Below are 14754 nucleotides of genomic sequence, written 5' to 3' on the forward strand. Positions count from 1 at the left end.
CCGGTGCCAGCCCCCTGACCCGCACCCCGCTCCGCTCCCGGTTTCTGGTCGGATGCCTCGCGCCGCGACCCAGCGTCGGCTCCCGCCAGACCCGGTGCCAGCCCCCTGACCCGCACCCCGCTCCGCTCCCGGTTTCTGGGCGGATGCCGGTCCCGAGGCTCAGGCGACGGGGTCGAGGAAGCCGAGGAAGGCGAGTTCGCGAACGCGAGGCAGCAGATCGGCGCGAAGCGCTGCGGCATCCACCTCGAGCAACTCGGCGATCGCATCGATCAGCACCCCGATCGGGAGCTCGCCGTCACACGCGCCGACGAGCGCCGCGAGCCCCGGATCGACCGCGAGCGTGCGGCCGAAGCCCCGACCCTGACGCAGCTCGATGATGGTCGGGTCCTCGGCACCGGGAACGAAGTGGCGCGCCTCAGTGACATCGGCGGGGGTCGTGAAGGCGGATGCTGCAAGCCCGACGTCATCGCGAGTGCCCAGCACATCGTGCACCTCGAGGGCCCGGGCAAGATCCGCGCCCAGCCCCTCCTGCGGAGCAGGCGAGCTCACGCGCTCGAAGCGCGAAAGGGGAACCGTGGCGGAAGCGGGCCGGCGCAGCAGAACATAACCGAAGCCGATGCCGGTCACCCGGCGTTCCTCGAAATCCTCCAGCCACAGGTCGATGAGTGCGGCGTACTCGGGCGAGCCCGGCGGCGTACCGCCATCGCGCACCCACAACTGCGCATAGTCGAGGGGGCTGAGGATCTCGCGTTCGATGATCCAGGCATCCATCGGCACGGATGCCGCCGCCACCCATTCCCGCACGCGGTCGAGGCCATCGCGGCCGTCGCGATACTCCCAGTTGCCCAGGAACTGCGCGATGCCGCCGTCGGCGAGCACGCCGGCCACTCCGGTGACGACCTGCCGCACGAGATCGTCCCCGACCGCACCACCGTCGCGGTATTCGTAGGCGGGAACCGAGATACCTCCGGCGGTCGCACCGCGGGGCGTGATGACGAACGGTGGATTGGAGACCACACGGTCGAAACGCTCGCCGACAACCGGCTCGAAGAGACTGCCGTGGCGCACATCGATGCCGTCGACGCCGTTGAGTGCGGCGCTGAGGCGCGCGAACCCCAGGGCACGGGTCGAGATGTCGGTGGCGATGACGTCGCCGGCGTACAAGCGGGCGCGAAGGGCTTGGATGCCGCATCCGGTACCGAGGTCAAGGACTCGCCCAGCCGGCGTGGTCACCTGCAGGCCCGCCAAGGTCAGCGACGCTCCCCCAACACCGAGCACGTGATCGGTCGGCAGAGCGCCCCCCAGAGCAGCTTCGTCGAGATCGCTCGCGATCCACCACTCGCCGGCATCAGCATCCGCCCCACCGCCCCATTCCTGCGGCCTGATCAGGGCAGTCGGTACGACGGCGTCACCCTCGATCGCCGCGAGGCCGAGCGTGACGAGTCCCGCCACGCCGGTGCGGGGCAGCGCCGCATCGACGGCGTTCACCGGCTGCTGCATCCCGAGTCCGAGCAGGCGAGCGAGCGTCGCAAGCGCGTCGCCCCGTCCCACGAGCGCACGGACAGCCGGGTCGCGCAGTCCGCGTCCGATCGCGGCGTCGCCGACAGAGCCCCAGGCACTTCGCAAAGCCTCAGCGGTGAATCCGGCGGCGGTCAGGTCAGACGCGAGGGCGGCGCAGATCATGGGGTCGGGATGAAGAGGCATCGTCACGGATCCATTCAAGCGCGGACGGCCTGCGGGATGCTCCGAGCCGCGGACCGTAGAATTCCGGCGGGATCCGCACGATCAGCGGTCGTCCCGCGACACGACATGACCGCGCCCACCCCGCTCCCCGCATCCGTGCCCCCCGGCCACCCTGTGCCGCGCCGCCGCACCGGTCTGAGACGACTCGTCCGGCGCCTGTCGACAACGGTCGTGATCGGGGTTCTTCTCGCAGCCGGTGGGCTCACGACGGATGCCGCGCCAGCCGCTGCGGCAGCAACGCCGGCCCCGACCGCAACAGCCGTTGATCCGCAGCTCGTGGCCGCTTCACTCGGCGGCGGTGTCGTCTCACCCGGCGACTCGCTGGCCATCTCTCTCGGTCTCACGGCAGGTTCGGCGCCGCTGCCCGCCAGCGAGGCGACGGTCGCGATTGGCACGGAACCCCTGTCCACACGGGCAGAGGTCGGCAACTGGCTCACCTCCCCCCGTAGCGAGCGCGCGCCGACGATCGTCGGCACCGCCTCGCTCGACCCTGCCGCGGCCGGCGAGCGAGCAAGCGCCATCGTGCGCGTCCTGGCAAACGACCCAGTGCTCACCGACCGAGCCCCGGGCGTGTACCCCGTGCTCGCGAGCGTCACGGTTGCGGGGCGGACCCTGCAGTCGGCGTCAGTGTTCGTCGTCCCCACCGGGGCCGCCGCGGATGTCGCGGTCATCGTGCCGATCACGGCCCCGCCGACGGGACGAGGTCTGCTCAGCGCCGAGGCACTAGCGTCACTGACGGCTGAGGACGGCGCACTGACGGCAGCACTCACCGGGGTGCAGGGCACTGACGCCATCATCGCGATCGACCCCGCCATCGTTGCCGCGATCCGGGTGCTCGGCACTACCGCCCCGGCGACCGCACGCGATTGGCTCGCACGTTTCGAGGCGCTGCCCAACGATCGGTTCGCACTGCAGTTCGGCGACGCCGACCCCTCCGCCCAGGTCGCCGCCGGGGTGGTGCCGCCGCTGGTGCCGACCTCGCTGGCCGCGTACATCGACCCCGCCGGCCTCTCGGGCAACGACCCCGAGCCGACACCCACCGGCTCCACGGCTCCGTCCGAATCCGACACGGATGACGAGTCCGGGCTCCCCACGCTCGACGAGCTGCTGGACGTCGGCGCAACGACTGACATCTGGTGGCCCGACGCGGTGACTGCCGACGTCGTCGCGGCGCTCGGCACCGGTGGCGCGCTGACGCTCACCGACACGACAGCCGTCGCGACCTCCTCGCCCGCGGCGCATGCCCGCGCAGGCGATGCCGGACTACTCGTCGCCGACGCCGACGTGAGCGCTGCACTGTCAGCGGCCGCCGCCAGCCCCGATGCCCTGGACCGCGCGGCATCCCTCGCCGAGGCATCCGCCCTCGAGACTCTCCCGCTGACCGGAACGACGACGGTCGTTGCGCTCCAGCGCGACCCGACCCGCACTGCCGTCGCCCTGCGTGCGGCCATTGACGGCGCTCGGACCTTGCCGGGTGCCCAGCCGCGCGGACTCAGCGCCCTTATCGGCAGCGAACCGAGCGAGGTTTCCATCGCCGACGAGCCTCTCGCGACAGCCCGGGTCGAGGCCGTGCCGGCGCTGCTGTCCGGCGAGCAGCGCATCGAGTCTTTCGCGAGTGTCATCGCCGACCCGTTGCTGCTGACCGGCGTCGAACGCGCTGAGATTCTGCAGCTCCTGAGTCTCGGCTGGGCGGGGCAGGATGCCGCGTGGGAGGAAGCACTTGATGCCCACGCCGCGGACACCGAGGCGACCCTGTCATCGGTTGCGATCCTGCCGCCGAGCCCGATTCAGCTGGTCGCCGCCGACGCCGAGATCCCCGTGGGCATCAAGAATGACCTGCCCTACCCCGTCACCGTCACCCTGCACGCCCACAGCGACGATCTGCGGCTCGAGGTCACCGAGAACATCGAGGTCGAGATCGGACCACAGCAGAGCACGCGGGCCTCGCTGCCGGTGAAGGCGCGGGTTGGCAGCGGAACCGTCGAAGTGGATCTGTCGCTGACAAGCCCGACGGGCGTGCGGATCGGCGACGACCAGTCACTGGAAGTCAACGTGCGCGCCGACTGGGAGACGATCGGTCTGGTCATCCTGTCGGTTCTAGCGGCTGCGTTCCTCGCTATCGGCGCGGTCCGAACGGTCCGTCGCATCCGTCGCCGCCCTGAAGCAGAGGGCCCCGAAACAGACGATGCTCAGGCTGCGACGGATGCCGACAGCACCGCAGCGGAGGAGCAGTCGTGAGTTCCATTGGGCGTGCGAGCACCCTCATCGCCGCCGGTACGCTCGTGTCGCGGCTCACCGGGTTTCTTCGCTCGGTCGTGTTGGTCGCAGCCGTCGGCTCCGTGGGCAGCCGCGCAGCCGACGCCTTCACAATCGCGAACCAGCTGCCCAACAACCTCTACGCGATCATCTCGACGGGCCTGCTGACAGCGGTCGTCGTGCCACAGATCGTGCAGGCCGCCGCGCATGCCGACGGCGGTCGCGCGTTCATCTCGAAGCTGTTCACTCTCGGCACCGTCGCGCTCGTTGCGACCACTGCCATCGGCACGATCGCAGCTCCCCTGCTCGTGCAGCTGTACGCGTCACAGTTCACGCCCGACCAGTTGGCTCTCGCTACCGCGTTCGCCTACTGGTGCATCCCGCAGCTGCTGTTCTACGGGCTCTACGCCCTCCTCGGCGAGATTCTCAATGCCCGGCGCGTCTACGGCCCGTTCACGTGGGCGCCGATCGCCAACAATGTCATCTCGATCGCGGGCTTCGGTGTCTTCATCGTGATCTTCGGAGGCCCGGTCACGGAGGTCGCCGACTGGACACCGACGATGATCGCGCTGCTCGCAGGCACCGCCACCCTCGGCATCGTCGTGCAGGCGGCCGTGCTCATGGTCTTTTGGGTGCGGGCCGGATTGCACCTGCGCCCCGACTTCGCGTGGCGAGGCGTGGGCCTTCGCAACATCGGACGCCTCGCAGGCTGGACCTTCCTCATGGTCGTGGTCGGTCAGGTCGCGGGGATCGTGCAGAGCCAGATCATGTCGGTCGTGTCGGGTGACGCTCCGGCCGCCACCGTCGCCGCCAACGCGTGGCTGCTGTACATGCTGCCCTTCTCGGTGTTCGTCCTGTCGATCGGTACCCCCTACTTCACGCAGCTGAGCGAGCACGCAGCCGCCGGCCGAGACGAAGAGGTCCGCGCCGACATCGCGCGCAGCATCCGTCTTCTCGGCCTGTTCATGGTGATCTCCACCGCGGTCCTCGCCGCCGCCGCAGTACCGGCCTCCCGAATCTTCACCACCACAGCGGACTACGCAGTGGATGCGTCGTGGGTGCTGCTCGCTTTCCTCGTCGGGCTCATCCCCCAGACCGTGCTGTTCATCATCGGGCGCGTCTTCTACGCCTACAACGACACCCGAACCCCGTTCTTCTTCACCCTCGTGCAGGCGAGCATCGTCATCATCACGGCGGTGCTCGCACTGAACCTGCCGACAGCGTTCGTCACCGCCGGGATCGCGCTCGGTCAGTCTCTCGCGGTGTGCGTCCAGCTGGCCCTGGCCACCTGGTTCCTCCGTCGCCGCCTCTCCCGCATCGGAATCAGACGATGGATGCCGTCCCTTGCGCTCTTTGCCGCGGCTGCCGTGCCAGCCGGACTGGTCGGCTGGGGTGTGTACCTTCTGTCCGGCGCTGAAACCAGCTGGATGCTCCAGAATCAGTTCACCGGCGCACTCGGCTCGGCTCTGATCGGCGTCGTCGCCCTGGCGGTCTATATCGGCATCCTCGCTTTGCTGCGCGTTCCCGAGCTCACCGCGGCATGGCAGACCATCCGGCGGATCATCTCTCGACGGTGAACGTCTCTCCTCCGAACGGTGAACGACACTCCAGGCCACCGGACCCGGGGAATGCCGCGCGGATAGCATGTGTTGAAGCATCCGGAACCGCAACGAAGGGTCGCTCATGCGCAACGTCATCATCATCGGGTCCGGCCCTGCCGGATACACCGCAGCAATCTATGCGGCCCGTGGTGGGCACCAGCCGCTCGTCATCGCAAGCTCGGTCGAAGCCGGCGGTGAACTCATGAACACCACCGAGGTCGAGAACTTCCCCGGCTTCCCCGAAGGCATCATGGGTCCAGACCTCATGGCAAAAATGCAGGTCCAGGCAGAAAAATTCGGTTCTGAGATCGTCTACGACGACGTCGTTTCCGCGTCACTCGACGGCCCGGTCAAGTCCGTGACCCTCGGGTCGGGAGCGGTGCACGAAGCTCACGCCGTGATCTTCGCAACAGGCTCCGCGCCTCGCAAGCTCGGCATCGAGGGTGAGAAGACCTTCTCGGGCCGCGGAGTCTCGTACTGCGCGACCTGCGACGGGTTCTTCTTCCGCGAGCGCGTGATCGCGGTGGTCGGCGGTGGCGACTCCGCCATGGAGGAGGCGACGTTCCTCACCAAATTCGCCTCAAAGGTGTACATCATTCACCGCCGCGATGAGCTGCGCGCATCGAAGATCATGCAGGATCGCGCGTTCGCGAACGAGAAGATCGAGTTCATCCTGAACAGCGAGATCATCGACATCAGTGGTGGCGACCAGGTGACGGGTGCGACGCTGCGCGACACCACCACCGGCGAGACCTCCGAGCTCGCGCTCGACGGGATCTTCGTCGCGATCGGCCACGACCCGCGCACGCACCTCGTGCATGGCGTGCTCGACCTCACCGAGGATGGCACGATCCAGCTCGAAGGCCGCTCCTCGCGCACGTCACTTCCCGGCGTCTTCGCCGCCGGTGACGTGATCGACCCGACCTACCGGCAGGCAGTCACCGCCGCCGGATCGGGCGCGGTTGCTGCCCTGGACGTTGAGCACTACCTCGCCGCCCTGCTCGAGGACGCCACCGACCCGCTGCCTGACGAGCCTGTCGACGTCCCCAGCGAGGCTCTGGCCTGAGCGCCGGGGTATGCCCAGGAACAATCGAGCCCACTGACGCGTTTTCACAACCGAGAGATTTGACGAAGGAGAACACATGACTGCCGCTGCAACCACCTCGGCGACGTGGGACCAGGATGTCCTGCAGGCCGATGGCCCCGTTCTTGTCGACTTCTGGGCGGCGTGGTGCGGCCCGTGTCGCATGGTCGCCCCGGTGCTGGATGAGATCCAGGCCGAGCACCCCGACAAGATCACCATTCTCAAGCTCAACGTCGACGAGAACCCCGATCTCGCGATGAAGTATCAGATCACCTCGATCCCGGCGATGAAGGTTTTCCAGGGCGGCGAGGTCAAGACGACCATCATCGGCGCCAAGCCGAAGTACGCCCTCGAGCAGGATCTGGCCGATTTCATCGGCTGATCTTCGCCACCACACGGATGCCGCGGTTCCTCGGAACTGCGGCATCCGTCTTTCTGCGCTCAGCGCGACAGCTGACACGTACGAGTCAGGGGACGTCGGGGAGCAGCGCGTCCCAGGTGCGGTGGCGCGAGGAGCCGAGGAGCCGCCACACAGCTCGGGTGAGTGGCGGATAGTCGAGCGCTATCTGCCGGAGCACGCGGTAATGCCGGATGCCGGTGGAGGGCAACCCGGTCGTGAGGATGTTCTCGGCGCGAAGCATCAACACGACGAGCTCATCCACCGTGGGGAGATCCTCCATGAACTCCCACGGATCCTCGCCCGCTCGCAGCCTTTCCTCGACCAGAACCGACAGTTCATCGGCCGCTTCGGCGCGCAACAGCTCAAGACTCGCCCGACGAGTCGGGGCCGAATTCTCGCGCGTCATGACTCCAGCGTACGTCGCCGTGAGCCCGGGTTGCCCAGCTGTGGATGATCAGGACCCGAAGCCGTCGACACCGAGCTCCGCGAGAATGCGATTGAGATCCTGAATGCTAGCGAAATCAATGCTGATCTGCCCTTTTTTGGCAGCGAGGGTGATCTTCACGCGAGTGTCTAGGCGATCACCGAGCCGCTCGGCGAGCTCGTCGAGGTGACCGCGACGGCTACCAGCCTGCGGCTTGGCCGGCTTGCGCCCGGCGGATGCTGCACCCTTTGCTGCAGCTTCCGCCTCACGCACGGAAAGGTCCTCGTTCACGATCTTGTCGGCGAGCCGAGCCATGGCCGCTTCGCCCTCAACCGACAGAATCGCGCGGGCGTGGCCGGCGCTGATGACCCCAGCTGCGACTCGCTGCTGCACCGGGATCGGCAGCTTCAGCAGGCGGATCGTGTTGCTGATCTGGGGCCTAGACCGCCCGATGCGGCCCGCAAGCTCCTCCTGCGTGATGCCGAAGTCCTCGAGCAGCTGCTGGTACGCCGACGCCTCTTCGAGCGGATTGAGCTGCGAGCGGTGCAGGTTCTCGAGCAGAGCGTCTCGCAGCAAGTTCTCGTCTGCCGTATCGCGGACGATTGCCGGGATCGAGTCGAGACCCGCTTCCCGAGAGGCCCGGGTGCGGCGCTCGCCCATGATGAGCTCATAGGTGCCATCGCCACGATCGCGGACCACGACGGGCTGGAGCACCCCGAACTCGCGCACGCTGTGGACGAGTTCCGCGAGCTCGTCCGGGTCGAAGTTGGTGCGAGGCTGCCGAGGATTCGGCACGATCGTGTTCGGATCGACGTGGATCAGCCGCGCTCCCGGCACCGTGACGAGATCCTCGGCGGGCGCCGCCTCGGGGAAGAACACGTCGACGGGGCGGCTCTCGCCCTGATCGGTGGTGGGAATGAGTGCGCCGATTCCCCGCCCAAGCCCTGTTCTCTTGGCCATCACGCGTCCCTCTCTTCAGTGCCACGATCGTGCGGAGATATCCCAGCGGCTTCCGCGGTCGCGACATCCGGGTGCTGATCACGCCGGACGATTTCCACGGCAGCCTCGCGATACGCCACCGCTCCGACGGACTGCCCATCGTAGGCGATCACAGTCTGCCCGAAGCTCGGCGCCTCGGAGATGCGAACCGACCTCGGGATGACCGTGGTGAGCACCTGATCAGCGAAGTGCGCACGAACCTCATCAGCCACCTGCTGCGAGAGACGGGTGCGGCCGTCGTACATCGTGAGGAGAATCGTCGAGAGCTCCAGCGTGGGGTTCAGGTGCTTCTGGATCATGGATACCGTTCCCATCAGCTGGCTGAGCCCCTCGAGCGCGTAGTACTCGCACTGGATAGGAATGAGGACCTCGTCGGCGGCGGTGAACGCGTTGATGGTGAGCAGGCCGAGGGAGGGTGGGCAGTCGATCAGCACGATGTCGATGTCCGCGCCCGTCGTGGACAGATACTTCTCCAGTGCTGTCCGCAACCGCCGCTCGCGAGCCACGAGAGAAACGAGTTCGATCTCAGCTCCCGCGAGGTGAATCGTGCTCGGAGCACAGAAGAGCCTGGGGGACTCAGGGCTCTGCTGGACGACCTCTGACAGTGGTCGCTCCTCGACGAGAACGTCGTAGACGCTCGGTGTCTCCGCATTGTGCGGGATGCTGAGCGCAGTGGACGCGTTGCCCTGCGGGTCGAGGTCGACGACCAGCACCGTGGCACCCATGTGCGCGAATGCAGCTGCGAGGTTGACGGTCGACGTGGTCTTGCCGACCCCACCCTTCTGATTCGACACCGTGAAGATCCGTCGCCGACCCGAGTACTCCAGCGGGATAGCGTCAAGGGCTCGGCGGCGTGCCGTGAGGTCTGCGAGTTCGCGCGCCAAGGGGGTGTCGTAGAACGAGTCCGTCGCGGGATCCTCGTCGTGTTTCACGTGAAACGCTCCGATCGGGTCAAGGGCTTCTCTACTCTATGTGCGGGTACCGAATCGACCCCGGGTCGGTCGTGGCGGCTCACCGTTTCACGTGAAACATCCGCTTCACAGTCGTCATTGCTTCGCACACTCAGTCACCCACCGTGGCGTGCACGACGCGAGTCGTCTCATCGAGAACGCCTTCACCAAGGGTCAGCACCCCGACGTCGGTAAGCCCGAATCGGCGGATCTGCTTTTGCGCGGCGTCAATCTCCGCCTCGGCGCCACGTCCTTTGAACAGGATGAGCTTGCCCCCAGGACGCACGAGTGGAGCTGTCATCGGGATCAGTGTGCGAAGCGCGCTCACAGCACGCGCCGTAACGACGTCCACGGGCTCCGCGGGAGCCCACTCTTCGGCGCGTGCTCGAACGACCGCGACGTTGTCGAGCCCCAGCGCATGAGCCTGCTCCGTCAACCAGGCAACACGCCGCTCCATCGGTTCCACGAGTGTCCACCTGACATCAGGCCTCGCGATCGCCAGCACGATCCCGGGAAGTCCTGCGCCCGAACCGATGTCGGCGACGTGCCCCTGGAACAGCGGGGCAGCGATCGCACTGTTCAGGATGTGTCGCGTCCACAGCCGCGGCAGCTCGAGGGGTCCAATGAGCCCACGGGTCTCGCCCTGATCGGCCAGCGCTGCGGTGAATAGACGGGCGAGACCGATGCGATCGCCGAAGAGACCCGCGGCTGCCAGAGGCTCTGCCTCAAGAGTGCTCATCGATGTTTCACGTGAAACATGCACTTACGCGCGACGGATGACGGTGTGCCGATCGGCGCCCTCGCCGTACGACTCCGAAACCAGGCCACGCTCAGCAACGAGGTCGTGGATGAGCTTGCGCTCGTAGCTGGACATCGGCGGGAGTGAGGCCTGCGATGCTCCTTCGTCCAACCGAGCTACGGCGCGATCGACGAGAGTGTCGAGCTCTCGCTGCCGGGTGTCGCGCGACCCACCGATGTCCAGGATCAAGCGGGAGAAACGGCCCGTCTGATTCTGGACCGCGATGCGGGTGAGTTCCTGCAGCGCCTGCACGGTCATCGGGTCGGAGAGAGCGCCGAGGCCCGCGGCTCCTTCTCCACCGTCCCGTTCGATCGACACGTAGGCACGACCGTTGCGGACGTCCAATGCGAGGTCGCCGTCGATATCCGCGATATCGAGAAGGCCTTCTAGGAAATCAGCGGCGACGTCGCCTTCCTGCTCCAGCTCCTCGATGGTCGCCTCCGCGCGAGACGAAGCGGTGTCGGGGGTCGTTGTCATCTCCACCCTCATATTCCTAGTTGTTCGGTTCCGGGGTGGGTGATGAGCCCTCCGCCGCACTGCCTGGGGGACGCTGGTTCTGCGGCCGGGAACTGGTCCCACCCGTCGGCCGCTGGCCCTGCTTCTTCGCGCGCTGCTTGCTCATCGGCTGCTCACGCTTCGGAGCTTGAGCCTTAGCCTTCTCGGCCTCTTCCAGCAGTCGCTGCTGTTCGGCCAGGTACTTGTCCATCGGAACGACCTTGCCGCTGGAGTCGATGGCCTTCCCCTTGCGGGCCAGTCGCTCCTCGCGCTGCTTCGCCGCCTCAGAGCCGGGGGTCGGCATCTCGCGGATGACGATGAACTGCTGAACCATCGTCCAGATGTTGCTCGTGAACCAGTACAGAACGACACCCAGCGGGAAGAAGACGCCCGAGAAGACGAACGCGAACGGAAGTACCCACAGCATGATGCGCTGCATCTGGTAGGCCTGGCCGGTCTTTGCCTCGGGGGAGAGGTTCTTCGAAATGATCTGCAGCTGGGTGAAGAACTGCGACGCGATCATCAGAACCACGAGCACCACGAGGATCATGACCGCCGGGGTGTTACCCGTGTTCCAGGCATCGATGAGGGTCTCGTGGAGCGATGCGACGCCGAAGAGGGAAGCGTCATAGAACTGCTTCGTAAGTTCGGGGCTGAGGGCTCCGACGCCACCGAGACCCAGCTCCGCGTTGACCTTCACGCTGCTCAGCACCGAATACAGCGAGAAGAAGACCGGCATCTGCACCAGCAGTGGAAGGCAACCGGAGACGGGGCTCGTCCCGTGCTTCTTGTAGAGCGCCATCGTCTCGCGACTCATGGCCTCTCGCGAGAGCTGGTCCTTCTTGCCGCGGTATTTGTCCTGGATCTTCCGCAGCTCCGGAGCGATCTCCATCATCTTGCGCTGCGACTTGATCTGCTTGACGAACAGCGGGATGAGCGCGGCGCGCACGACCACGACGAGTCCGACGATCGCGAGTACCCAGGTGATGCCGTCGGCCGGTGGCAGTCCGATCGCGGTGAAGAGCCAATGCCACGCGACGAGGATGAGTTCGACGACCCACTTCAGCGGCCACAGAATGATCGCGAACAGGTCGAAGCCGCCTCCAGCCGCCGCGGTGGGGGACGGGGAGGGTGTCGCACTGGCGAGGAGATCCAGCAAGGATCAGTCCTTTCTGCGTGGCACGACGAACCCGTGCCGGGTGAGATCGAATCGGAAGTGCTCGTGGGGCGGAACGTCATCGACGCCACCCTCGGCCCACGGGTGGCATCGGCTCAGCCGTGCCGCAGCAAGCGCCGATCCTTTGAGAGCGCCGTGCTGTTGTACTGCACCCACGGCATAGGCCGAGCACGAGGGATAGTACCGGCACACGTCGCCGTAAAGGTGGGAGATCGTCGCGCGATACCCGTGGAGCACCGCGAGCACAGCGTTACGAGGAACAAGCGGGAGCGCACGCGCCGCGTCGACAGCGTCGAGGTGAGCATGGCCGAGCGCGTACGAGGGCAACTCACTCATCGGTGCTCTCCCGTGAGGCAACGCCTGACCTCGCCCGCGAGGACCTCGTACGGTGCGTCGGCTGCGGCGGGCAAGGCACGGATGACGACCTGCGAGCCGGGGCGAATCTCGTCCACGAGACCCGCGCTGATCGCCTTCAGCCGGCGGCGCACCGTATTGCGGGTGACAGCAGAACCCACCTGCTTACTGACGATGAACCCGAACCGCGACGGAGTGGCATCCACCGAAACCGCCGTGTAGCTCATGAGATGCGCGCCCACACACCTGCGACCCCGGCGGACGACGGAACGATAGTCCGCGCCCCGGGTGATCCGGTGGGCGCGCGCAAGCACTGTGAGGTCAGGCCGAAAGTTCGCTGCGACCCTTGGCGCGGCGAGCCGAGAGGATGGCACGGCCGGCGCGGGTGCGCATGCGGGCGCGGAAGCCGTGCTTCTTGGCGCGGCGGCGGTTGTTGGGCTGGAACGTACGCTTGCTCATGAGATCACTTCCGGATGAGGTGTCGCCGGGATGCTCACACCGGGACGATGAATCGGGGACTGCCGCGAGGGCACAAGTCAACCGACTAAGGGTACGTCGCGCAGCGCTCGAACTCAAACCGAGTGGAGGCGAAGGGACATTATCCCCAGCGTCATCCACCATCTGGAGACGACACGCGCATGGCGTCTACAGTTGATTTTGCGCTGACGGATGCCGCTGACTACCGTTGCTCCGAAAGTTATCCACAGCCGGGGACGGGCTCGCCGCACCGATGCCGCTGAAGCCTGAGGGGGGCCATGTCGACCCAGGAGATTCCGGATGTTCCGGTCTGGACCGCCGCGCTAGAGATCATGCGTGGAGACGATCGGATCACCCCGCAGCTGGAGGGGTTCCTCAATCTCGCGGTAGCTCAGGGCGTCATGGGGGGCACCCTCTACCTGGATGTTCCGAACGAACTGACCGCCGCGCAGATCAACAAGAGGATGCGCGCGCCGATCCTCGAGGCGCTCGCACACGCCGAAGATGGCAGTGGCGAGAGCGTGTCGGCCTTCCGTGTCGTCGTAAATCCGGACCTTGCCGAGTCTCACCTGACGGCGGTCATGCCGTTGGCGGCACCGCCCTCGGCATCCGTGCACCGCGCTGCCGAGGAGCCCGTCGAATCGACGAGTACCTCCTCACGCACCGACACGCGCTTGAACCCGAAGTACACCTTCGACAACTTCGTCATCGGGCAGTCCAACCGGTTCGCTCACGCAGCGGCAGTCGCCGTCGCGGAAGCTCCCGCGAAGGCGTACAACCCGCTGTTCATCTATGGCGACTCAGGCCTCGGCAAGACCCACCTCCTGCACGCAATCGGCGACTACGCGATCAGCCTCTATGCCGGCATCAAAGTTCGGTACGTCTCGAGCGAAGAGTTCACGAACGACTTCATCAACTCGATCGCCAACAACCGCGGCGCCGCCTTCCAGGCTCGGTACCGGGATGTCGACATCCTGCTCATCGATGACATCCAGTTCCTGCAGGGCCGCGCAGAGACCCAGGAAGCCTTCTTCCACACCTTCAATCAGCTCCACGATCACGACAAGCAAGTGGTGATCACCAGCGACGTGCCACCCAAGCACCTGACCGGATTCGAAGATCGGATACGGAGCCGGTTCGAGTGGGGGCTCATCACAGACGTTCAAGCACCAGACCTCGAAACCCGCATCGCGATCCTGCGCAAGAAGGCGCAGAGCGAGCGGCTCCACATTCCCGACGACGTGCTCGAGTACATCGCCACCGCGGTCTCGTCGAACATCCGTGAACTCGAGGGCGCGCTCATCCGGGTGTCGGCCTTTGCCAGCTTGAATCGCTCGAGCCTGGATATTTCGCTTGCCCAAACCGTGCTGCGCGACATCATCGATCAAGATGACGCCAACGTCGTCTCGCCGACCGACATCATCGCGGCCACCGCCACCTACTTCAAGCTCTCGGTCGATGACCTGTACGGATCGAGCCGCTCGCAGGCAGTCGCCACCGCTCGACAGATCGCCATGTATCTGTGCCGCGAACGCACGAGTCTTTCGCTCCCCAAGATCGGTCAACTCTTCGGAAACCGCGACCACACGACGGTCATGTACGCGTACAAGAAGATCAGCGACCTCATGAAGGAGCGGCGCTCGATCTACAACCAGGTCTCCGAGATCACCGCTCAGCTCGGTCGAAACGGACGCTGAGGCGTCTTCTCACACGCGCAATCTGGGGCTCATAGGAGCCTCATGGATTCTCACTTGACACAGCGCTATCGCGGGCACAAAAATACGCGTTCCCCACAGTGTGGATAACTTGTGGATAAGTGTGGAAGCAGCGCTCTCAGCTGTGAGTGAAACGACCCTCGGTTGTGGAACACGGGCGTCAGCGGTGAGCTCCAGCACACCGCTTCACGCAACTCATCCGCAGCCCCTCCACAAATGACACGAATGTGGTTTCGGCTCGGCACAAGGGATCGGGAGATTCATCCCCAGTTTCCACAGG

At 66.1% G+C, this 14754-nt stretch carries 15 protein-coding genes; 5 read left to right on the plus strand and 10 right to left on the minus strand.

Translation table 11 applies throughout. From position 1 onward, the window contains the following. Positions 1–159 precede the first annotated feature (159 nt). A complete protein-coding gene (locus AB0O89_RS04680) occupies positions 160–1704 on the minus strand; it encodes a class I SAM-dependent methyltransferase (protein WP_363494946.1) in 1545 nt (514 codons plus the stop codon). Positions 1705–1809: 105 nt separating this feature from the next. On the opposite strand from AB0O89_RS04680, the gene AB0O89_RS04685 reads away from it, so the two are divergent. The 4 genes from AB0O89_RS04685 (at position 1810) to trxA (ending at position 7066) form a co-directional block, all read left to right on the plus strand. Further along, positions 1810–3981: a DUF6049 family protein gene (locus tag AB0O89_RS04685; RefSeq protein ID WP_363494667.1), complete on the plus strand. Its 2172-nt coding sequence runs from the start codon at positions 1810–1812 to the stop codon at positions 3979–3981. Beyond that, positions 3978–5576 (plus strand): murein biosynthesis integral membrane protein MurJ, encoded by a 1599-nt coding sequence (gene murJ, locus AB0O89_RS04690; protein ID WP_363494669.1) that lies wholly within the window; start codon positions 3978–3980, stop codon positions 5574–5576. The genes AB0O89_RS04685 and murJ overlap by 4 nt, the downstream gene beginning before the upstream one ends. Positions 5577–5682: 106 nt before the next feature. After that, positions 5683–6666 (plus strand): thioredoxin-disulfide reductase, encoded by a 984-nt coding sequence (trxB, locus tag AB0O89_RS04695; protein WP_300593587.1) that lies wholly within the window; start codon positions 5683–5685, stop codon positions 6664–6666. A gap of 76 nt (positions 6667–6742) precedes the next feature. Continuing rightward, positions 6743–7066 (plus strand): thioredoxin, encoded by a 324-nt coding sequence (trxA, locus tag AB0O89_RS04700; protein ID WP_363494671.1) that lies wholly within the window; start codon positions 6743–6745, stop codon positions 7064–7066. A gap of 85 nt (positions 7067–7151) precedes the next feature. On the opposite strand, the gene AB0O89_RS04705 is transcribed toward trxA, so the two are convergent. From AB0O89_RS04705 to rpmH, 9 genes are all read right to left on the minus strand, one after another. Beyond that, positions 7152–7490 carry a tryptophan synthase subunit alpha gene (locus AB0O89_RS04705; protein ID WP_300593591.1) on the minus strand — a complete coding sequence of 113 codons (339 nt, stop codon included), beginning with the start codon at positions 7488–7490 and terminating at the stop codon, positions 7152–7154. Positions 7491–7538: 48 nt separating this feature from the next. After that, positions 7539–8468, minus strand: a complete 930-nt coding sequence (locus tag AB0O89_RS04710; RefSeq protein ID WP_300593594.1) for a ParB/RepB/Spo0J family partition protein — start codon at positions 8466–8468, stop codon at positions 7539–7541. After that, positions 8468–9439, minus strand: a complete 972-nt coding sequence (locus tag AB0O89_RS04715; RefSeq protein WP_363494674.1) for an AAA family ATPase — start codon at positions 9437–9439, stop codon at positions 8468–8470. The genes AB0O89_RS04710 and AB0O89_RS04715 overlap by 1 nt, the downstream gene beginning before the upstream one ends. A gap of 130 nt (positions 9440–9569) precedes the next feature. Further along, positions 9570–10196, minus strand: coding sequence for a 16S rRNA (guanine(527)-N(7))-methyltransferase RsmG (rsmG, locus tag AB0O89_RS04720; protein ID WP_363494676.1), 627 nt, complete (start codon positions 10194–10196; stop codon positions 9570–9572). A gap of 24 nt (positions 10197–10220) precedes the next feature. Beyond that, positions 10221–10733 carry a R3H domain-containing nucleic acid-binding protein gene (locus tag AB0O89_RS04725; RefSeq protein ID WP_300595139.1) on the minus strand — a complete coding sequence of 171 codons (513 nt, stop codon included), beginning with the start codon at positions 10731–10733 and terminating at the stop codon, positions 10221–10223. 16 nt (positions 10734–10749) lie between these two features. Beyond that, entirely contained in the window at positions 10750–11907 is a 1158-nt protein-coding gene (gene yidC / locus AB0O89_RS04730; protein ID WP_363494948.1) for a membrane protein insertase YidC, read from the minus strand. Between the two features lie 6 nt (positions 11908–11913). Beyond that, entirely contained in the window at positions 11914–12264 is a 351-nt protein-coding gene (yidD, locus tag AB0O89_RS04735; protein WP_300595141.1) for a membrane protein insertion efficiency factor YidD, read from the minus strand. Further along, positions 12261–12656: a ribonuclease P protein component gene (rnpA, locus tag AB0O89_RS04740; protein ID WP_363494679.1), complete on the minus strand. Its 396-nt coding sequence runs from the start codon at positions 12654–12656 to the stop codon at positions 12261–12263. The genes yidD and rnpA overlap by 4 nt, the downstream gene beginning before the upstream one ends. Continuing rightward, complete coding sequence (rpmH, locus tag AB0O89_RS04745; protein WP_193597422.1) at positions 12604–12741, minus strand: 50S ribosomal protein L34; 138 nt, start codon at positions 12739–12741, stop codon at positions 12604–12606. The genes rnpA and rpmH overlap by 53 nt, the downstream gene beginning before the upstream one ends. A gap of 350 nt (positions 12742–13091) precedes the next feature. On the opposite strand from rpmH, the gene dnaA reads away from it, so the two are divergent. Continuing rightward, on the plus strand, positions 13092–14456 hold the full coding sequence (dnaA, locus tag AB0O89_RS04750; protein WP_363494950.1) for a chromosomal replication initiator protein DnaA: 1365 nt from the start codon (positions 13092–13094) through the stop codon (positions 14454–14456). Positions 14457–14754 lie beyond the last annotated feature (298 nt).

Source organism: Microbacterium sp. NPDC076895 (assembly GCF_040687115.1).
In the GTDB taxonomy this organism is placed as follows: Bacteria; Actinomycetota; Actinomycetes; order Actinomycetales; family Microbacteriaceae; genus Microbacterium.